This window comes from Psychrobacillus sp. BL-248-WT-3, from assembly GCF_012843435.1.
Taxonomy (GTDB): Bacteria; Bacillota; Bacilli; order Bacillales_A; family Planococcaceae; genus Psychrobacillus.
In genome coordinates this window covers 41,236-61,464 of record NZ_JABAFC010000001.1, presented here as the reverse complement: position 1 = coordinate 61,464, position 20,229 = coordinate 41,236, and the positions used below count along the sequence as shown (strand labels likewise).

Annotated in this window: 24 protein-coding genes and 1 pseudogene; 4 read left to right on the top strand and 21 right to left on the bottom strand. The window is 36.4% G+C overall.

Annotated elements, in window-relative coordinates; genetic code table 11:
• Positions 1–39: 39 nt before the first annotated feature.
• Positions 40–1,050, bottom strand: coding sequence for a GPR endopeptidase (gpr, locus tag HF876_RS00305; RefSeq protein WP_169358048.1), 1,011 nt, complete (start codon positions 1,048–1,050; stop codon positions 40–42).
• A gap of 159 nt (positions 1,051–1,209) precedes the next feature.
• Here gpr and rpsT point away from each other — a divergent pair, with 159 nt between their 5' ends.
• A complete protein-coding gene (gene rpsT, locus HF876_RS00300; protein WP_169358047.1) occupies positions 1,210–1,458 on the top strand; it encodes a 30S ribosomal protein S20 in 249 nt (82 codons plus the stop codon).
• 169 nt (positions 1,459–1,627) lie between these two features.
• Here the strand turns inward: rpsT and holA are convergent, their stop codons facing one another.
• Positions 1,628–2,632 carry a DNA polymerase III subunit delta gene (gene holA, locus HF876_RS00295; RefSeq protein WP_169358046.1) on the bottom strand — a complete coding sequence of 335 codons (1,005 nt, stop codon included), beginning with the start codon at positions 2,630–2,632 and terminating at the stop codon, positions 1,628–1,630.
• 154 nt (positions 2,633–2,786) lie between these two features.
• On the opposite strand from holA, the gene HF876_RS00290 reads away from it, so the two are divergent.
• Entirely contained in the window at positions 2,787–2,921 is a 135-nt protein-coding gene (locus HF876_RS00290; protein WP_169358045.1) for a YqzM family protein, read from the top strand.
• A gap of 50 nt (positions 2,922–2,971) precedes the next feature.
• Here HF876_RS00290 and HF876_RS00285 read toward each other — a convergent pair whose 3' ends face one another.
• From HF876_RS00285 to HF876_RS00230, 12 genes are all read right to left on the bottom strand, one after another.
• Positions 2,972–5,122 carry a DNA internalization-related competence protein ComEC/Rec2 gene (locus HF876_RS00285; RefSeq protein WP_169358044.1) on the bottom strand — a complete coding sequence of 717 codons (2,151 nt, stop codon included), beginning with the start codon at positions 5,120–5,122 and terminating at the stop codon, positions 2,972–2,974.
• Between the two features lie 113 nt (positions 5,123–5,235).
• Positions 5,236–5,817, bottom strand: coding sequence for a ComE operon protein 2 (locus HF876_RS00280; RefSeq protein WP_169358043.1), 582 nt, complete (start codon positions 5,815–5,817; stop codon positions 5,236–5,238).
• 68 nt (positions 5,818–5,885) lie between these two features.
• Complete coding sequence (locus HF876_RS00275) at positions 5,886–6,506, bottom strand: helix-hairpin-helix domain-containing protein (RefSeq protein WP_169358042.1); 621 nt, start codon at positions 6,504–6,506, stop codon at positions 5,886–5,888.
• A 79-nt stretch (positions 6,507–6,585) separates the two neighbouring features.
• A complete protein-coding gene (locus HF876_RS00270) occupies positions 6,586–7,326 on the bottom strand; it encodes a class I SAM-dependent DNA methyltransferase (protein WP_169358041.1) in 741 nt (246 codons plus the stop codon).
• Positions 7,326–7,679, bottom strand: a complete 354-nt coding sequence (gene rsfS, locus HF876_RS00265) for a ribosome silencing factor (RefSeq protein ID WP_169358040.1) — start codon at positions 7,677–7,679, stop codon at positions 7,326–7,328. The genes HF876_RS00270 and rsfS overlap by 1 nt, the downstream gene beginning before the upstream one ends.
• Complete coding sequence (gene yqeK / locus HF876_RS00260) at positions 7,676–8,251, bottom strand: bis(5'-nucleosyl)-tetraphosphatase (symmetrical) YqeK (RefSeq protein WP_169358039.1); 576 nt, start codon at positions 8,249–8,251, stop codon at positions 7,676–7,678. The genes rsfS and yqeK overlap by 4 nt, the downstream gene beginning before the upstream one ends.
• Positions 8,241–8,813: a nicotinate-nucleotide adenylyltransferase gene (locus HF876_RS00255; protein ID WP_169358038.1), complete on the bottom strand. Its 573-nt coding sequence runs from the start codon at positions 8,811–8,813 to the stop codon at positions 8,241–8,243. Before HF876_RS00255 ends, yqeK begins: the two co-directional genes overlap by 11 nt.
• The gene (gene yhbY, locus HF876_RS00250; protein ID WP_169358037.1) at positions 8,810–9,115 is read right to left on the bottom strand and encodes a ribosome assembly RNA-binding protein YhbY; all 306 of its coding nucleotides are present in this window, start codon (positions 9,113–9,115) and stop codon (positions 8,810–8,812) included. The genes HF876_RS00255 and yhbY overlap by 4 nt, the downstream gene beginning before the upstream one ends.
• Positions 9,116–9,117: 2 nt before the next feature.
• Positions 9,118–9,933, bottom strand: coding sequence for a shikimate dehydrogenase (aroE, locus tag HF876_RS00245; RefSeq protein WP_169358036.1), 816 nt, complete (start codon positions 9,931–9,933; stop codon positions 9,118–9,120).
• A 12-nt stretch (positions 9,934–9,945) separates the two neighbouring features.
• Complete coding sequence (gene yqeH / locus HF876_RS00240) at positions 9,946–11,049, bottom strand: ribosome biogenesis GTPase YqeH (protein WP_169358035.1); 1,104 nt, start codon at positions 11,047–11,049, stop codon at positions 9,946–9,948.
• The gene (locus HF876_RS00235) at positions 11,046–11,567 is read right to left on the bottom strand and encodes a YqeG family HAD IIIA-type phosphatase (RefSeq protein WP_169358034.1); all 522 of its coding nucleotides are present in this window, start codon (positions 11,565–11,567) and stop codon (positions 11,046–11,048) included. Before HF876_RS00235 ends, yqeH begins: the two co-directional genes overlap by 4 nt.
• Positions 11,568–11,604: 37 nt before the next feature.
• A complete protein-coding gene (locus HF876_RS00230; RefSeq protein ID WP_169358033.1) occupies positions 11,605–12,387 on the bottom strand; it encodes a phosphatidylserine decarboxylase in 783 nt (260 codons plus the stop codon).
• Between the two features lie 90 nt (positions 12,388–12,477).
• Here HF876_RS00230 and pssA point away from each other — a divergent pair, with 90 nt between their 5' ends.
• Both pssA and sigK read left to right on the top strand, forming a co-directional pair.
• A complete protein-coding gene (gene pssA, locus HF876_RS00225; protein ID WP_169358032.1) occupies positions 12,478–13,017 on the top strand; it encodes a CDP-diacylglycerol--serine O-phosphatidyltransferase in 540 nt (179 codons plus the stop codon).
• A gap of 115 nt (positions 13,018–13,132) precedes the next feature.
• Positions 13,133–13,870 (top strand): RNA polymerase sporulation sigma factor SigK, encoded by a 738-nt coding sequence (gene sigK / locus HF876_RS00220; RefSeq protein ID WP_169358308.1) that lies wholly within the window; start codon positions 13,133–13,135, stop codon positions 13,868–13,870.
• 187 nt (positions 13,871–14,057) lie between these two features.
• Here the strand turns inward: sigK and mtnN are convergent, their stop codons facing one another.
• The 7 genes and pseudogenes from mtnN to HF876_RS00185 all read right to left on the bottom strand — a co-directional run bounded on the left by mtnN (position 14,058) and on the right by HF876_RS00185 (position 20,111).
• Complete coding sequence (mtnN, locus tag HF876_RS00215) at positions 14,058–14,750, bottom strand: 5'-methylthioadenosine/S-adenosylhomocysteine nucleosidase (protein WP_169358031.1); 693 nt, start codon at positions 14,748–14,750, stop codon at positions 14,058–14,060.
• Positions 14,751–14,834: 84 nt separating this feature from the next.
• Positions 14,835–15,506, bottom strand: a complete 672-nt coding sequence (locus HF876_RS00210; protein WP_169358030.1) for a YrrS family protein — start codon at positions 15,504–15,506, stop codon at positions 14,835–14,837.
• 484 nt (positions 15,507–15,990) lie between these two features.
• Positions 15,991–16,463 (bottom strand): annotated as a pseudogene (greA, locus tag HF876_RS00205) (transcription elongation factor GreA).
• Between the two features lie 112 nt (positions 16,464–16,575).
• Entirely contained in the window at positions 16,576–17,214 is a 639-nt protein-coding gene (udk, locus tag HF876_RS00200; RefSeq protein ID WP_169358029.1) for a uridine kinase, read from the bottom strand.
• The gene (locus tag HF876_RS00195; protein ID WP_169358307.1) at positions 17,214–18,488 is read right to left on the bottom strand and encodes a peptidase U32 family protein; all 1,275 of its coding nucleotides are present in this window, start codon (positions 18,486–18,488) and stop codon (positions 17,214–17,216) included. The genes udk and HF876_RS00195 overlap by 1 nt, the downstream gene beginning before the upstream one ends.
• Positions 18,489–18,543: 55 nt before the next feature.
• Positions 18,544–19,473, bottom strand: coding sequence for a peptidase U32 family protein (locus HF876_RS00190; protein ID WP_169358028.1), 930 nt, complete (start codon positions 19,471–19,473; stop codon positions 18,544–18,546).
• 5 nt (positions 19,474–19,478) lie between these two features.
• Entirely contained in the window at positions 19,479–20,111 is a 633-nt protein-coding gene (locus tag HF876_RS00185) for an O-methyltransferase (protein ID WP_169358027.1), read from the bottom strand.
• Positions 20,112–20,229: the final 118 nt, after the last annotated feature.

The following is a 20,229-nucleotide window of genomic DNA, read 5'->3' as shown; positions in this document are numbered from 1 at the left end:
CACACAATCGTATGAGAAGAGAAGAATTTTTAGAACGACCTATTTACTTACAAGCCAGGTTTCAATCCCCGTAGAAAGCATATACGCGTACTGTTCCACCCATAAATCTGTTTCCTTTGGCGTAACAAATAAGGATGGATTTTTTCCAACAAATACTTCCTCAAATAATTTTCTTTTTTCATCCGTCGACCAGCCAACCCATTCACCAAATATTGGCTCAAGGACTTTTTTATCTATATTCGTTTTATTAGAAACCATAGGAGTAACGGCTAAGGCAGAGGAAGGCTTCCCTTTTTCCTCTACACGTGCTGCCACATGATGAATAACCTGCTCAACCGCGTCTGCATATAACACAGGTCCATCTACCACCATAGGTATACCAATTGCAGTAACCGGCACATTATATACCTCTTTAGAAATTTCCTTACGCTGGTTACCTACTCCTGACCCTGGATGAATGCCTGTATTAGTTATTTGGATTGTCTTACATAAACGCTCGCTATTCCTTGCAGCAAGGGCATCCATCACTATAATTAAATCAGGTTGAAATGCTTCACTAATCGCACTAACAAAGTCGCTTGTTTCAAAGCCTGTCTGGCCAGTGACACCTGGTGCATACATGACTACCTTTATTCGTTCATTATTAGTCAAAGATGAATTTTGAAGATACTCGATTGCTTTTGGACCAATTGCATCCGGGGTAATGGTTGCATTTCCAAGACCAATGATTAATATTTTGGATTGGTCTGTAAGTGTAATCTCTTTATGCATATCCCGGAGATGGTCAATAAAGGTCCTAGCAATATTCTCAAAACTTTTTTCATCATCTGGACTTAAGGTCAGATCGGTCAAGGTAATATATTTCCCTTGTTTTTTACCTATTTGTTTCTCCCCTTCTGCATCCACTTCGATCGATGTAACCAATACGGCTCCATTCCTTGATTCCTCAAATTTTATACCTTTTGATTTTGCCAATGTATCTTTTTGATTTTCCGAACGGTGCTTTACCATTTCATCCGATTCATCGATTAAATCAGTTCTTCCCCACATAATTATCACCTCCAAAATAGTTTGTTCAAAGTGTCAAGTAAATATTCTTTGCATTTATATATTGCAATTTGTTTTTTCGTTTGTTAAAATAATGCTTGTTGTATAAATTCAGTTACCAACAAAATGTATCATCTCAGACCTTACTAGGAGGTGAAAGGTATGCCAAACATTAAATCTGCAATCAAACGTGTTAAGAAAAATGAGACTTTAAACACTCAAAATGCAAAGGCAAAATCAGCTATGCGTACTGCTGTCAAAAAAGCTGACACTGCTGCACTTAATAACGATGAAAACGCAAAAGAACTTATTAAAACTGCGATTCAACAAGTTGAAAAAGCAGCTTCTAAAGGTTTAATTCATAAAAACGCAGCTTCTCGTAAGAAAGCTCAATTAATGAAAAAAGCGTAAATAAAAAAGACTGTTCCGATGTCAAACTCGGTCAGTCTTTATTTTTTTTCATTAAATCATATTTTCTAAGAAGTTTCAGAAATAGAAAAAAGAGCTTGGAGAACTATTTCCAAGCTCTCTATTCTTATACTCCCCATTAAACTCATAAGAATCTTTCAATCCAATGCCATTATTTCAATAAAAATAGTTCAAGAATACGGTCTCTATTTGTATTCAATGACTTTAACTGCAAATCTACTGTAGCCAAGTCATTCAATGTATTTAAGAGCTTTTCCTCTTGATGTAACAAAGGATTGTCAAATAGCAATTTAACTCTGTAAGGGTGCACTTTTAATTGAGACGCGATTTGTTGCGCATGATAGCCTTTTTTCTTAAGATGACTCACCTGAATCATTAATCGCACTTGAGAAGCGATCAAGGCATTAAGCTTCAAAGGATCTTCCTTACGCTTAAGTAAGTCATGATAAATCGCCATTGCCTCACTTTTTCGTCCTGATAAATACGCGTTCCCTAAAGTGAAAACGTCCTCCTCTAGCGTTCTGACAAGTAAAAATTTGACGGTATCTGCATCAATCTCATTCTCTTCTCCGATATAAGTCGAAATTTTAGCGATTTCTGTTCTTAGGTGAACTAAATTTGTTCCCCCACTTTCAATTAGTCGTTCAATACCTTCATCTGTAATCGTTTTTCCTTCATTTGAAACTTCATGCAACACCCAACTTTTTAAGTCATGAATTTGTAGACCCGCAGCTTCGATTACATTTGCTGTTTGCTTTATAGCTTTAGTTATCTTTTTGCGTTCATCCAGCTTTTCATAAGGTGCTACAAACACAACAATGGCAGTAGAAGAAGGATCTTTAAGCCAACTTTCTAGTAGAGCTGTATCGTGAACAATTTTTTCTTTGCCTTTTTCCGAGGCTTTTAAGAAAAATGCATTTTTTGCGATTATTAACTTTTTCTCAGAGAAAAAAGGAAGTGTGTCTGCCTCGTAGATGACATGTTCAATATTTTTTTCCTCTAAATCGAAGTAAATGACTTCTGCTTCTCCATCTTCTTCGAGTTTATTCTTTAATTTTTTTATTGTTTCTTCGATAAAATATGCTTCCGTGCCATATAATAAATAGACGTTTGATATTTTACCGTTAGAGATTTGCATCCATTTTTCTGAAATCATTTTGAATCTCCTTGCTCATCATTAGTATATTTATTATAACGCAATTGAAGTGAAAACTTTGTGACATTATGTATTTATAGCGAAAAAGAAAAGTTTGTGTGTAGATTTTTTTTTCGCTATCCTATATAATTATGTGGAAATAGGAGGGGTAACAATGAATGAATTTGAGCAAAATGTACAGTCGAAGCGTAATGACGCGATCGATTCTGGCGTAGGCTTTGTAGTCTCCTTTGGATTTTTTACAATTATGTTTGTAATTGCAGTAGTTATTGAGTTTCTTGCTCGATAATACATGAGAAGGGTTTTGTCTAATTTATAGACAAGACCCTTTTCTCTATTCTAATGTGGAAAAATAGTTACTTCCCCTTTTTTCGTTATTATAACCTCAATAGACCCATCCTTCCCTGTTTGAAAATACGGTATGTCCAATTTGTTAAGACGCTCTACGACTTCAGGGTGCGGATGCCCATAACGGTTATTCAACCCGGCCGATACTATGGCAAATTTAGGATTAGCTTTCTCCAAAAAAAGCTGCGTACTAGAAGTTTTACTTCCATGGTGGCCCAGCTTAAGTATGGTTTGTCCCTCAATCTGCTTGGAATACTCTGTAGCTAACACTCGCTCTCCATTGCTCTCCAAATCTCCTATAAACAACCCCTTGAAATATGCATTTTTCATATACAGCACTAAAGAATCATCATTTCCTTCATAGTTTACATCCTTTGGATATAAATAAATAAGCTGATAATAGGACGACTCAATCACTTCTCCCGCCCCTTTCTCAAAAACTGAGATTCTTTGCTTATTAATTTCTTCTCTTAAGTCTTTCATAGCATCTTCCTCATAAGAACCTGGAGTAATATGTACTTCCTCAACTTTTATCTCTTGAAGAATTTCCTCTGCTCCCTCCATATGGTCTGCATCTGCGTGAGATAAAATCATCACGTCAATTTTACTGATACCTCTCCCTTTTAAAAAAGGGACTACGACTTGTCTACCAACCTCATACACATTTTCGCTTTCCATCCATTTTTCCTGATCAAATCTTAATAAACCACCAGTATCAATTAAAATAACCTTCTCTCTTTTCGGCATTTCGATAAGAATAGAGTCCCCTTGACCTACGTTTAAATAAGTTATTCTAGTTTTAGTATCAAAATAGGGAGATAAATGGAGTATAATGATTGGTGCAAAAAGAATGCAGAGTGACAGAAAAATTTTAGATTTGTTCTCTACTAAAATGAAAAAAGTAAAAATACTTATATAAGCAGTCACGACTAACCATAGCTCAGGCTGTCTAGGATTCCACATTTGAAATGGCAATGCACCTAAAAAAATGATGAAGTCATCTAGCCAAATTCGTAGTGGCTCATAGATTCGAAAAATAATATTGCTGATTACGGGAGAAAGAAATGTCAATGGGAGCACAAAAATATTAATTGGTAGTATAACAAATGAAAATAGAGGAACAAACAAAAGGTTGGCTAAAAAAGAAGAAAGAGAAATCTCATAAAATTGATAGATTAAGAGAGGGTATACCATCAGCTGACAAATAGCTGTAATAAGAAAGGACTGAACTAAAGGATTGATGCTTAATCTTAACAAGCTTGAGGAAAATATTAGTGAAAATGCAGCTAAGTAGGATAATTGGAAGCCTGTTTGATAAACAACCCAAGGAGAGGAAAACAAAAATAAAATGAAACTTAAAGAAAATGCATCTGATATGATTAACTTATTATTTATAAGACTACTGATCAACAAAATTTCTGTTACAGATACAGCTCTCCATACCGAGGGAGCTCCTCCTGCAATAAATCCGTATAACGGTAATGCTAAAATTAGAAGCCAATTTGCGGTTTCTCTTCTAACGCCTAGACGCACCATTACTTCATAGAGCAACATCACTACTAATGCCACATGTAAACCAGAGATTGCAAATAAGTGAGTGATACCTAGGGTCAGATATGCATCCTGAAGATCTAGAGGCATACTTTCTCTGCTACCTATTAGTAAAGCTTCTGCTTCGGCTTGGAGGCTTGCTGGAAAAGTAAGTTGGATATGCTGCTTTAGTTTGAAGCGTTGTTTAGCCATATAAGTTCTAAATCCCGTCTTCAAAGTTAACATTTTATATTCTTCAACGGCTATTTGACCAATAGCCCCATGACTCTTTATATACTTTTCTATGTCAAAAGCATATTTATGAGAAGTTGGTCTTTCTATAGCTTTTTCCACCTTAACTTGTAACTCCAAACCAGTTAAAGAGTTATTAGAAAAGTAGTCTTTATCGTCTTCGTTTAATATTTTTAGCTGAACATACCACTTTTGGTTTGTATCTGAAGTAGCAAAGCCTCTTATAAATCTCCCATTAATACGATAGTTATCCGTCCAAGTAATTGTTTTTACGTCCTTATGTTCGACCTTTTCTGGATTTATATGATTTACATAAAAAAAAGTAAAGAAGCCTAAAGAAATAATAGTAATAGTTAACATTATCGAAATTTGCCTATAAATAAACCAACAGAATAATAGCACGAATAAGATTAGCAGCCTTGTCGTTTCAAATGCTGCTAGAGTAGCAAGTAAAATGGACAAGGCTACATATATTACATTACCTTGGATTCCTCCAAACCGAATAATTCTGCCACCTTCCTCTCATAAGGCAGAAGTTCCTCCTCACTTGCTCCCTTGTCCCTTAGCTTCGTTATAAGCTCCATATAAAGGGTTACCTTCTCGTCACTAAGGAAATCAATCTTACGCTCGTCAAAGGGCACGTGAATGGTCTCTACGCCTGCTTTGTTCAGTAATTCTATTGCATAGGAATTATTTTTATAGTCTTGCGCATAGTACAATCTTGCAATACCAGCTTGAATGATTGATTTCGTACAAGGTAAGCATGGGAAATGGGTCACATATAAGTCTGCTCCACCGACTGTAATACCATATTTTGCACATTGTAAAAGTGCATTCATCTCAGCGTGCACCGTTCTAACACAATGGTTATCAACTACATAACATCCATCATCGATACAATGCTCCCCACCCGATATGGACCCATTATATCCTCCGGCCATGATTCTTCTATCTCTTACAATGGTAGCTCCAACTGCTAAACGCGTACATGTGCTTCTTAGTGCTAATAAGTGGCTTTGTGCCATGAAAAATTGATCCCATGTAATTCTCTCCATATTAAATACCCCCTAAATAATACTTCTTTTAGTTTAAATCTTTCATGGATAAACTTCAATCAAGCCTATTATTTAACAGTGATATAAGTTTCAAGCTTTTCAAAAGTCTTTTGACCGATTCCAGTAACCTCCATTAAATCCTGAACAGATTTAAAACCACCATTTTCCTCTCTATAAGAAATAATGGCTTCAGCTTTTGCCGGACCTATTCCTGGTAAAGAGGTCAAGCCTTGTATATCTGCTTTATTAATGTTGATCAGCTGATCTTTTGATGAACTGGTAGCGGAATTAGCAGGGGTTACAACCTCTTCACCAACTAAAGGGACATAAATTATCATCTCATCTTCTACTTTTTGAGCATGATTAATTGTTTTACTATCACCTTCAGGCAAATACCCACCCGCTAGTTCTATAGCAGTTAACACCCGATCACCATTTTCGAGTTCATAGACTCCTGGATTTTGGACAGCTCCTTTAACTTCTATAAATATGGAGTTATCTTCTTCAATGTTTATTGTTTCTACAGTTTCTTGTAAGTTTGTATCGTCTAAAAGGGAGGGTTGTATTGGTTCAGCCGAGGGGACAGCTGAAAAAAATTGCTTTTGAAGAAATAGAAACACTAGGAGAGTTAATACTCCAATAGGGAGTATCAGCTTTTTAAGCTTACTAGATTTAATCTTGGGGATCATGCATCAGCCTCTTTTCTTAAAGAGGTAAATGATATGGAGATGTACAAAATATACCAAATTTACCTCTTCTTGAAAAGAGTTATTTCACTGCACGTATAAAATATCTTTCAATTTCATCGGTGGGCTGTTCGTCAAAAATATTTGTTTCCGTATAAACTTGCGAAAATCCTACACGCTCTAAAAGTTTTATATAAACTTCAAGAGGAAAACTTCTTTGATAATGGGATTCCTCAAATCTTTCGTAATAGCCTGATGCAGCATCACGGACGAAGAAAGTAATATCGTGGTAAATAGAATGTTCTTCTTCTCCTTGCTCCGTGTTCCATATATAAGCTACCCGCTCATCTTCATATGTAAATGGTCCATCACGAAAGATATGATTCATTTTATATTCCGAGTGAATGTCAAAGAATAACTGACCTTCTTCATTCAATGCAGAATAGACCTGTAGAAAGGTTTGTTCTACCTCTTCTAAAGTTTCCAGATAGTTTAATGAATCTATCGCTATCACTGCAACGTCTAAATCGGAAACTCCATCGATATCGGTCATAGACTGGCACAAAAACGTTATATCTGTATTTTGCTCGGTGCTTCTACTTTGGGCAACTGTCAGCATTGACTCAGATAAATCAATGCCGATTACTTCATATCCAGCTTTTGCAAAGCTGACACTTAGTACACCTGTGCCACAGCCTATGTCCATTAAACGTTTATTTTTAAAAATAGGTGCTTTAGCCAGCACCCATTCTGCATATTTATCATATGGTATATCTGACATCAACGAATCGTAGATGAAGGCGAACTGGTCGTAAGTAGACATTATGCGTCATGTCCTACTTCAATCATTGGAGCATCGCCCCATAGACGTTCTAGGTTATAATAAGAGCGCTCATCTTTATGGAATACGTGTGCTACCACATCTCCCATATCAACTAATATCCAACGAGCCTCATCGAAGCCTTCCATACGTTTTACATTGAATCCAGCTTTATCTGCTTGTTCAAACAGTTCCTTTGCAATCGCTTGAACTTGACGATCTGAGTTAGCGTGACAAATTAGAAAGTAATCCGCAAGTAAAGATACGCCTTGCATATTTAAAATTACAATATCCTCCGCTCTTTTGTCGTCTGCCGCTTTATAAGCTATTTCTACTAATGATTTGTTTGAAGTCATTCTTTCACTTTTCCTCTCTTTTGTATCAAGTCATTATAACAATGAAATGAATCCGGAAAAACCGGCTGTCTTTTTTTGATCAAAAATGTCATGCTGTGCTGGACGCAACTAAGCATCCCTTCTTCTAAATCTTGATTTGCAATTTCCCTTAATACTTCTACTCCAGGGAAACTTCTACTAGGTTCAATCATATCTGCAATATAGACGATTTTTTCTAAGTTAGACATCCCTGCCCGGCCCGTCGTATGATACTGAATAGCATTAAGAATATCCGCGTCTTCAATATTAAACTCCTGCCTTGCTACATAGCTTCCCACAGGAGCATGCCATAATTCATGGTGAAAATTTAAAAGCATCGGGTCCATTTGCTCTGAGATAATTATTTCTTTCAGCCAGGACTTTTCTGCATATTTTACACTGTCATGTAATATGCCAGCAATTTCAGCTTTTTCTATATCCTCACCGTATTTAGCTGCAAGCTGTGTAGCTGTCTCGGCTACACCTCTCGTATGGATAAAACGGCGCTCTGGCATTCTGTCTTTCATTTGAAGAAGCATAGATTCAAATTTCATACAGATTCTCCTTTTGAATGTATTCTCTAACCTGAGCAGGAATTAGAAATTTTGTTGTTTCTCCATTCTTCAGTCGTTCCCGTATGACAGTAGAAGAAATATCGATTTGGGGAATATCTAAGGTAATAATAGGATATGCAGACACGATAGAGGTATTTGGTCTTGCAACACCAACCAAACGCACTAATTTTAAAAGATCGTCAATACGGTGCCATTTAGATAAATACTCTACCTGGTCTCCGCCAATAATGAAATAAAACTCGGTGTCTGCTTCTTGTTCTGTTAATAGTTGCATCGTATCAACAGTATATGAGGTTCCCCCTCGAATAAGCTCAATCGTTTCAATAGCCATATATGGCACCTGTTCAATAGCAAGCTTTAGCATTTCTAATCGCTGTTCGGAAGTAACTCTTGTATCCTTTGATTTATGTGGAGGAATAGCATTCGGCATCAGTCTTACTTCATCTAAATGAAGTGCATGATACACTTCATTTGCAATGATTAAGTGGCCAATATGTGGAGGGTTAAAAGTCCCCCCCAATATCCCTACTTTTTTTGTCATGCACGATTCACTTTTGGAAGCTCAATTCGTTTGTTGTTTTTAGACTGCTTGTACAAAACAACCGTTAAACCGATTAACTGGACAAGCTCTGCTCTAGTGCCTTTTGCAAGTGCTTCTGCCACCTCGTGCTTTTCATCCTCACAGTTTTGTAAAATACTGATCTTGATCAATTCACGTACTTCCAACGCTTCGCTAATTTGCTTAGTCATTGCATCATTAACGCCACCTTTACCTACTTGAAATATTGGTGACAAATGGTGAGCTTGACTACGTAAAAACCTTTTTTGTTTACCTGTTAACATAATTATCCTCCTAATTGCTCTGTCAATCGTTGAATCATATCATCTGTATTCGGATAACTTCCGTTCCAATATGAAAAAGCTAAGGCACCTTGATGGACAAGCATACCTAAACCGTTAATTGTTCGAACATTGTACTTTTCTGCTTCCTCTAAAAAAGGGGTAACTAAAGGATTATATACAATATCCGCAACAATTGTATACTCTTTAATACCTTTTAGTTGAATAGGAAGCTCTTTACTCTTACTTTTCATACCAAGAGGAGTTGTTTGAACAACGACATCAAACGATTGTAATTGTTCCTCTGCCTCTAGGTATGTAATTGCTTGACCAAATTGAAGCTCATCTACAAGTTTTTTTGCATTTTCTAATGTCCGATTTGCAACGGATAGATTTTTATATCCCAGCTGCTTAAAGGCAAATATAATTCCTCTAGCTGCCCCGCCTGCACCGAGCATCAATATTTTATTGGATTGGTCAGTTACTCCAAGCGAACGGATAAACCCTAATCCATCCGTATTATAGCCCACGAATTCCCCTTCATCGGTTTTGACGACTGTATTTACAGCTCCAATTTTGGCAGCTGATTCATCCAGGCGGTCCAAAAAAGGAATGATGGCTTCTTTATATGGTACCGTTACATTCCATCCACTACACCCCAGAAGCTTTAAACCTTCGATAGCGTCCTCTAGCTTCCCATCCTTCACATGAATAGGAATGTAGCTTGCATTGATATTTTGCTCCTGTAGCCAAGCATCATGCATATAAGGTGATAATGAATGGGCAATTGGATCACCTATGACTGCAAACCATTTTTTCAAACTTACTTCCCCCTAAATAAGAGATGGACGAATAGAAATCTCTACACCGGCAGGAGCATGTGCTGCTATCACAACTCCGCCTTTTTGCACGGTAATCCAACCAAGTCCTGAAAATACGATATCCGTTTTATCATCTTTTATCTTAAATTCATGTCTTACTAAAGGTGGTAATAGGTCTATAAATTTCTCAGAAGGCGGTGACAACAATTGACCGCGATGCTCTTGCCATAAAGTATCAGCATTCTCAAGCTTCGTACGATGAATTGGAATATCGTTTGCTATATGACAAGTAAAGGCAGATCGTTCGCCCTTTATAAAATCAAATCGAGAAAGTCCTCCAAGATAGAGAGTTTGCTCACTATTTAGTTGGAAAACCTTTGGCTTCACTTCTTTTTTAGGTGTGATATATTTTAGCTCCGATGGATCTAAGAAATGGGCCATTTGATGATGATTGATGATTCCTGGAGTATCATATAGAGCTTTTTTATCGTCTAAAGGTATCTCAATCATGTCTAAGGTTGTCCCAGGAAAATGAGAAGTAGTGATAACTGCTTCTACACCGGTAGCCTGTTTAATAATCCTGTTTATAAATGTAGATTTACCAACATTGGTACAGCCTACTACGTAAACATTTTCACCTTTGCGATAATGCTCTATGGCCTCCATAGCTTCTGGCATACCAGTACCTTTATGTGCACTGACAAATAGAACATCAATTGGTGATAGGCCAAGTTTTTTTGCTTCTTGCTTCATCCAATTGATTACTTTGTTTTTCTTCACTGATTTCGGCAGTAAATCTGCTTTGTTTGCTACTAATAGTATCGGATTGTTACCAACAAATCGGTGTAGGCCGGGTAGCCAGCTTCCGTTAAAATCAAAAATATCTACAATCTTCACAATTAGTCCTTTTTTTGTTCCTAAACCATTTAAGATTTTTAAGAAATCATCATCGGTTAAAGATACCGGCTGCAACTCATTGTAATTTTTTAAACGAAAACAACGCTGGCAAATAATGTCCTCTTTTTCTAACGAAGAAACAGGAGCATATCCTGGATCTCCAACTACCTCGGTTTGGATTACTGTTCCACAACCTATACATTTTGGTGCTTCTGTCACGCTTCTTCCTCCCATGTAACTTGTCCTTTTTTGTCCAAGTAACTAAAAATTCTTCTCTCCACCATACGATTGAACTTCGTCACGAAACCATCTGATTTTGCGACAGGTATTACTAGAATGGTATGGAGCTTTTGTCTATTTCCGCCAAAGACATCCGTTAATAGCTGATCACCAATAACTACAACTTCCTCTTTTTTAACGGACATTATACTAAGAGCATGACGAAAAGCCTTTCCTAAAGGCTTTTTTGCTTTATATATAAAAGGAATCCCTAATGGATCTGCAAATGACTTAACACGTAATTCATTGTTATTGGATACAATGGTTACTTGAATACCTGCTTCTTTCATATTAGTGAACCATTCTATTAGCTTAGGGGTTGCATCTGGTCGATCCCATTCAACTAATGTATTATCCAAATCTGTAATAATTGCCTTTACGCCCTTTTCCTTTAACATTTCCGGTGTTATATGAAAGACACTTCTAACAAATTCACTTGGTATAAAATTTGAATACAAAGACAAACACTCCACTTCGACACTTTTTCTTTAACGATTATAGCATATTTGCGAGTCTCTCACCCATTCGAATAAACTTTCCAGGAGTTATTTCTCTTGAAAACTCTATACTGTCTTCTTCAAATAACAAAACTACTGTTGAACCGAAAGAAAAGTAACCTACCTCTTCTCCCTTTTTCCATTCTAACTCCCTGTTAGTGAGTTCAATGGAATTCACGAACATTGCCCCCACCTTAATATGAAAACAACGCTTATCATTAGGCATCAAAAGCTCTGTTAATAGCCGATAGTTGCCACTAATTGTTTCTTTACCATAAGCTAGTCCCCATTTGTTCACTGGATAGGATTTCTTTCCTAGCACATACTGCCGAGTGACCTTCCCATCAATTGGAGAGTGGATTCGGTGATATTCCGCCGGGCTTAAATATAAAATGATAAATTTACCTTTTTCATATTCTTTACCTATTTTGTCGGAGCCGAGCATATCATATAGCGTGTATGGTTTTCCTTTTACATGAAAAATTCCATCATACGTTATATCCCCGAAAGTTTCAATAGTTGCATCTACTGGACTTATAATTCCGTTGACAGCAGGGTCTATATTTCTACTATTTTGTTTTAATGGGCGAACAAAAAAATCATGCAATGTAGAAAATTCATGGAGATGACATGGCATTTCAGAAGGATCTATATTAAAATGTTTCATATAGGCAGGTATTATTTTCTTACTGAGATTAGACTGAGCAAAGCCTTTGATTAATGATGATGACCACCTACCATTGGTTAGCTCAATCATAGATTGATATATTTTTTCTTTCATTTCTTAGTCTCCCTATAAAAATTTACTTACAATTTTTGTTTACTCGAAGTATAATGAACAAATATGTTATTTGTAAAGGAGTGATTTGCAATGTATTTACAAAATGCTATGACTCAAACAATAAAAAAACTAAAAACGCAGGCTGCTAATATGATAACAATTGGTAATTTAGCATTCGGTGGAGCAGCAATTATGGCTACAGTAAATGAATACTACACGTTTAGCGTGTTATTTATATTTATAGCAGGCTTGTTAGATCGTTTTGATGGCATGGTTGCCAGAAGATTCAACTTAGAGTCAGAGCTTGGTAAACAATTAGATTCGATGAGTGATATTATATCATTCGGAATTGCACCTGCTCTTTTAATGTACTCCTTAGTTTTACAGGAATTTAGTATTGCAGGAATGATTATTACTGTTATATATATAGCTTGTGGCGCATTTAGATTAGCCCGCTTTAATATTTCTGAGTCAAATGGATTTTTTACAGGACTACCAATTACGGTTGCCGGAGTAATTTTAACATTATCATACTTCGCTATTAATTTTGTTCCGCCAGTTACGTACATGTTTTTATTTATTATTCTTGCATTATTAATGATTAGTACTTTTACTTTAAAAAAGGTCTGATATGCTTTAAGCAATTATATATTTCTTAAAAGGCGACTGCAAATGCAGTCGTTTTTTTCATATTTTGTCGTAATTCCACATATATTGAAAGTATAACTAGATGGAGGTGAACATAATTTCCGGTCTTCTAACCGCATTTATAAACATGGTCATCGATTTGCCACTTGTGCTTGGTTATTTAAAAGGGCAGGCGTTCCATCAGCCCCTTTCTCCGGAGGAAGAACAAGTAATGATTCAACGTTTTCTAGATGGAGACCTCACAGCAAGAGATGAACTTATCGAACGTAATATGCGGCTTGTTGCACACGTAGTTAAGAAATTTCACCCGAAGCATGAGCTTTTAGATGACTATATATCAATTGGAACAATTGGGCTGATGAAAGCTGTTAATAGCTATACACCTACCAAAAAAACAAAATTAGCAACATATGCTGCTCGTTGTATCGAAAATGAAATTCTTATGTATTTGCGTTCATTAAAAAAAGTTCAAAAGGATATTTCTTTACATGAACCTATTGGAATGGATAAAGATGGACATTCTTTAGAAATCACCGATTTACTACAAGGGCTAGATAAAAGCTCGGACGAACAGCTAGTGGAAGAAGAAGATACCAATCGTTTATATAAACACCTATCCCAACTCGAGAAACGAGAGCTAGATATCATCGTTCGAAGATATGGATTATTGGGCCATGAGCCAATGACTCAAAAAGAAATTTCTAAGCAATTAAAAATTTCAAGAAGCTATGTTTCTCGTATTGAAAAGCGTGCGCTTGTTAAGCTCTATCAGTATTACATCCATGAAAAAAACTCTCTTGATGGATCAAACACCAAGAGAGCTAGAGAAAATTAATCTTCACTTGTTTCGGCAATCATTACAAATGCTAATACAGCTGTAACCAAAACAGACATAGCCATGATAAAAACCATCAGATCTCCTCCTAGACTATTGTGGAAAGCTTTTAATACTTTCATCATAGCACATATAGGAAATACTGATTACATGCATTCTATGCTATAGTTTGTCCAATTAATGACAACTAAATGTTTTCAATTACACGAAGCACTATTTGTGTGGAATGCTTAGCTGCAACTGGCAGAAACTCATCAAAGCTAATCGAGGATTCTTTTCCTGCAATATCGGAAAGAGCACGAATAACTACAAATGGTACTGAAAATTGATGACAAACCTGCGCGACGGCAGCAGCTTCCATTTCACAAGCTTTCATAGAAGGAAAATAACTGCGAACTAGTTCTACTCGTTCTGGATTATGCATAAAGGTATCACCAGTAGCAATTAAGCCTGTTGAGGCCTGATGCTCACCAATTTCATTTACCGCATCTTCTGCAAGCTTCATTAAACGCTCGTCGGATTTAAATGCAGGTGGCATTTGAGGAACCTGTCCCATCTCATATCCAAATGCAGTTACATCTACGTCATGATGTCTTACTTCATCTGAAATAACAATTGCTCCTACTTCTAGCTGAGGATCATATCCGCCAGCAGACCCTGTATTAATGACATAATCTGGTTTATACTCATTTAAAAGAATAGCAGTAGACATGGCTGCATTTACTTTGCCAATTCCACTTTTCAACAGGATTATTTCATGGCTTTTATATGTACCAGTTGTAAACTCACTATTTGCAATTTCTATAGTCTTTGCATTTTCAACCGCATTTCTTAATAATTCTACTTCTTCTTCCATTGCTCCAATTACGGCAATCTTCATTATTAAAAACCCCTCTCTAAAAGTACTTCTTTTAAAGTAAAGGAGAGCGGCACTTTAGTCAAGTACCGCTCCCACATTGTATATTTATTTTGCTGATAACAGCTTTTCTTTTTTGGTTGGCTTCCATCCTTGACCGTCGACCCATTCTAAGGATATACGATAGATTTCTTTTCCATCTTTAGAAGTAACAGTTCCTATAGACTTTTGTGGACTTCCACCATTACCTAGAAAATGGACAATCATATTAGATGGGTCTAAGTTTGCCGCGTAAGCTAATGCGTCAACCTTCTCTTCCCAATCTACTGTTTCCTTCGTATAGCTAGAGACATGTTCTCCTACTTGAGCTGTCCCTATTGGTTCCCACGAAGGGTCTACTACAACAGCCTCCACATTTGGATCATCGGATTCTTCTATAATTTCATTTGAGTCGTTAGAAGAAGAGCCTGACTCTGTGGTCGAATCATTTTCTTCATTGGCTGTTTCGTTTTGTTCGTCCTCTTCGGCTATTTCCTCAGTAGTCAATTCAACGTCTTCTGATTCCTCTTCTTCGACTTCACTACTCTCTGAAACGGATTCAGTTTCTTTTGGTTCTTGGGCAATATCTTTTTCCTCTTTATCACCTGTCACTAAATTAACAACTACAATAATGATTAACAGAAGTACTACTCCAATTAAGACATTCAGTATTGTATTAGTTTTTTTCTTGCGATTATTTTTGTTTAAACGTGAGTTAATTTTTTGATTTTGTTCTGACATACTCTTCCTCCTTTTAAAAGATAGAGAACTATAAATAATAGACGTGATAATAGAAACTAAGTTTCAAAACTTTAGGTGCTAACTAATTTAATACATATAAATGCTTTTAGCAAGTCTCATTTTTCTTCCAAATATTATATCATAGGGATAAAAAGAGAATGATACAAAATTAATATCTACGATAATAGTTTTTTTCCACTACAGCGGACGTTTTCATGAGAGCATATGAGCTAAGATATTACCTTCCCCTAGCACATGTCCTCAGGATTTTATAGCATTTCTGCCCTATCATTAATATGCATAGAAGAAAGAGTGAATCCATCCACTTATATCCTTAGGAATATCAAAAATACATTACAGTTATAAAAAGAATAAACAATATGACAAAGGTCTTAACTATTTATACTTAAATTCTTTGTAAATTTAAAATGAGGAGCAAACATATAAATGTTTACTCCTCATTTTTGAAAATATATTGTCCGTCTTAAGAAATAGAAATAATTTCTACATCCATTTCTCCGCCTGGAGTAAGGATTTTCACTTTATCTCCGGTTGTCTTTCCAAGTAAGCCTTTAGCAATAGGAGAATCGTTTAGATAAGCCCTTCTAAAGGATCAGCTTCAGCAGATCCAACGATAGTGTAGCTTTCTTCATCTCCATCTGGAATTTCAACAAATGTCACTGTTTTACCTAAAGAGACAACGTCATTATTATCTTCCTCTTCGATAATCACAGCATTTCGAATCATGGATTCAATTGTAGAGATTCTTCCTTCAACAAAAGCTTGGTCTTCCTTAGCAGAATCATACTCCGAATTCTCCGACAAATCACCGAAGCTACGAGCGATTTTAATACGTTCTACGACTTCTTTACGTTTTACAGTTTTTAATACTTCTAATTCTTCTTCTAGTTTACGTTTACCTGCTACAGTCATCGGAAATTGTTTCTCAGTTGACACTTCCATACACTCCTTTAAAATCCCTCTTTATAAACACATATTTCCTATTCATATGCTTCGAGTTAAAATGATATGAATTTAATGAAATATTTGTAAATCTTTCATCATCATATTATACAATAGCATTAGTTTCAAGAATAGTTTTTATTTTTGTAACCATTAAATCGATTGCTACCTCATTTTGACCGCCTTCAGGAATAATTACATCTGCGTATCTTTTAGTAGGCTCTATAAACTGATTATGCATTGGGCGAACGACTGTTAAATATTGTTCTACTACAGATTCTACCGTACGGCCCCTCTCATGAATATCACGTAAAATTCTTCGAATAATACGTAAATCCGAGTCTGTATCTACAAATAATTTTATATCCATGAGGTTTCTTAAACGCTCGTCCTCTAGCACTAGGATACCTTCTAAAATAATTACATCCTTTGGTTGGATCAGGACTGTTTCACTTGAACGCGTGTGTTGTGCATAATCATAAATTGGTTTTTTAATTGCTTTGTCGTTCAGCAAATCATTTACATGCTGAATAAGTAGGTCATTGTCAAAAGCAAAGGGATGATCGTAATTTGTATTCAATCTTTCTTCAAAAGCTAAATGGCTTTGGTCTTTATAATAATAATCTTGTTCAATAACTACTACAGAATGGTCTTTAAAAACTTCACTAATTGCTTGGGTAACGCTGGTCTTTCCTGAACCGGAACCACCAGTGATGCCTATGATAAGCGGAGTACGTTTAGCCATTAGTTTAACCCCTTTCTCATCATGTTGTTTGGATATAATTTAGTCGGACATGTAAATTGAACTATTTCTAAGGGATGTCTTGCTGCATCTAGAACTTTTCCCTTTTCATTTTTAAGTTCACCAATTACCAATCGAACGTTGTCGATTTCGGGTCCAAAGAATTCTACCTCATCTCCTGGCTTGAAGTAGTTTCTCTGTTGTAATGTTACTACTTGTGTTTCATCGTTATAGTCTAGAACTAGCCCAACAAAGTCGTATCCCAGTTTTTTGTCATGAACGCCATACATTTGTTGTTCAACACCAGGCTCACCCTCAAAGAATGCTGTGTCTGCTTCTCGGTTTGCACACTTTTCAAGCTCTTCCAACCATTCCTGCTTCATAACAAAGTTTTCTGGGTCCGCACAATAAGCATCGATGACTTTACGATATACACTAATAACTGTAGCTATATAGTGAATAGATTTCATACGACCTTCTACTTTTAGAGAATCAATTCCCATTTCAATCATTTTAGGAATAGATTCAACTAGCTTCAAATCTTTTGGACTCATAGCAAAAGGAGTATCTTCTTCTTCAAATAATGCTTTCTCTTCTCCATTAGAGCTTGCTTCGTAGAGATCGTAGTCCCATCGGCATGATTGGCAGCAACCACCGCGGTTAGAATCGCGAGCAGTCATATGATTAGAGAGTGTACATCTACCGCTATATGCTATACACATAGCTCCATGGATAAATGTCTCAATCTCTATATCCACTTTTTCTTTCATTAGCTTTATTTCTTCACCGCTTGTTTCTCGAGCTAAAACAACTCGGTGTAAGCCTTCTTCCTTCCAATATTGGACTGCTTTCCAGTTAGAAAGGGATTGTTGAGTACTTAGATGAATTTCTAGCTTAGGAGCTGCCTCCCTACAGGTTTCTATAATTAAAGGATCTGCAACTATAATTCCAGTTACTCCTGCAGCCTCTATTGACTTTAAATACTCCTCTAGCCCGTCCATATTTTCGTTATGAGCAAAGATATTAGTTGTAACATAAATTTTTGCTCCGTATCGATTGGCAAACTCGACACCCTCACGCATTTCATCAATGGAGAAATTACCTGCGTTTGAACGTAAGCCAAACTCTCTACCACCTATAAATACTGCATCTGCACCATAATGAACAGCAATTTTTAATTTTTCTAGACTACCGGCCGGAGCCAATAACTCAGGCTTTTTCGTAATGACACGTTTGCCGTCGACTAATTCACTTATTTCATCTATTTTCGTGTTTATCACATGAATTCTGTCCTTTCTGAACCGAAAATAATTTCAGCTAAGAGCTACGCAATTAGTATACTGTTTCTTTAAAATAGAATCCGGTATCCAAGGGTCTAAGTGGAGGTTGAATAGCTTCAATTTTCTTAAATAGTTCCTTTTTAATCTCTTTATAGGCTGAACGTGATTCATAGTATGCATCAATTGCCTGACGATAGTAGCTAGTGACTTCCGTTACATATGACGTTTCATGGAGAATGCCATCAATCTTTAAGCTATCCACTCCTGCATCTAAAAACTCATCTAACTCATCAATCATACAAATATCATTCGGACTAAAAATATGGGTTCCATTTTGATCCTCGAAGATAGGGTACTTATTCGATCGCTCTTTATCATGTAAAAACATATTTTTATTTTGAGAGCGGTTTTCCACTTCCATTGCTTTATCTTGAAAAAGAAAATAGTTGCCGATTAAAGATCGCTTAGACTGGAACATACACGTCATTCCGTGCACCTGTGCCTCTACTTCGACTTCTGCATTTTCTTTTATATCTATCACTTCTTCTAAGCTAAGCTCACGAGCTAAAACAGCTCTTGTAGAACCACGTTTTCCCCAATAGTTTGCTGTAAAGTAATTAGTAGCTGTTTGTTCAGTATTCCAATGAAGAGGTAGTGTAACTCTCGCCTCTCTCCTAGCAATAATTACCGCCGGGTCACCAAATACAATTGCATCTACACCAATTTCTTGTATTTTCTGCATATAAGGGCCAAGTTCATCTACTTTGTCATTGTGAAAAATGCCGTTCATGGCAACGTAAATTTTTTTATTATGTTCTTTTACTAGCTTTGTCGCTGCTTGAATATCATCTAGTGTAAATTCTCCTGCTAGCCTTAACCCAAAATACTGTTCGCCTACTAAAAAAGCATCTGCACCCGCCTGTATAAGCTCTCGAATGTGCTCTACATTTTTAGGTGTCACTAGTAATTCTGCTTTTTTCATGCTTGTCACCTCTTTATACTTACTAGCATTCCGTCTCCCACAGAAAAGAATGCTGTGTCATAGTCTGGATGCTGCATTAACCATTCCATAAACTGATGCTGGTTTCGCACCATGGTTCTTTTCCTTCTTGGAACCTCTTCTATTGGAAGCTCGGAGAGACCGTTTAACAATATATTATCACAGTAAATAACGCCCCTATCGTTTAACAAAGGTGCGTACTTTTCAAAGAATTTTTTATATTGTCCTTTTGCAGCATCAATAAAAATAGCATCAAATCTTTGATTATTCAAAGTATCCTCGTCTAACTCTAAGGCGTCTCCAATAATAACTCTGATGCGTTCCTCCAAGTTGGCTCGGTTAATATATTCCTTAGCTAACATCGCTTTTTGCTCATCACGCTCTACTGTGACAATAGAAGCATCTAGTTTGTCGGCCATGCGCATAGAAGAATAACCGATTGCTGTTCCAAGTTCTAAAATAGAGGTTGGCTTCTGTAAAGAGAGTAACTGTAGCAATACTTCCATTCCCGACAGTTGCATAATTGGTACATGGTTTTCTTTTGCATAGCTCTCCATTTCAATAAAGATAGGTTCTCTTGGCTTAATTAGATTTTTCATAAAATCTTCACTGATGTTCATAGCTTAACTCCTTTTAGATGCAAGGTTATTTCGTTATGTAAACTGGAGATATCTCTGCTTCCCGAAATTCTACTCCTAAGTACAAGGATAATCAACAGACAAATATAACCTGATACGT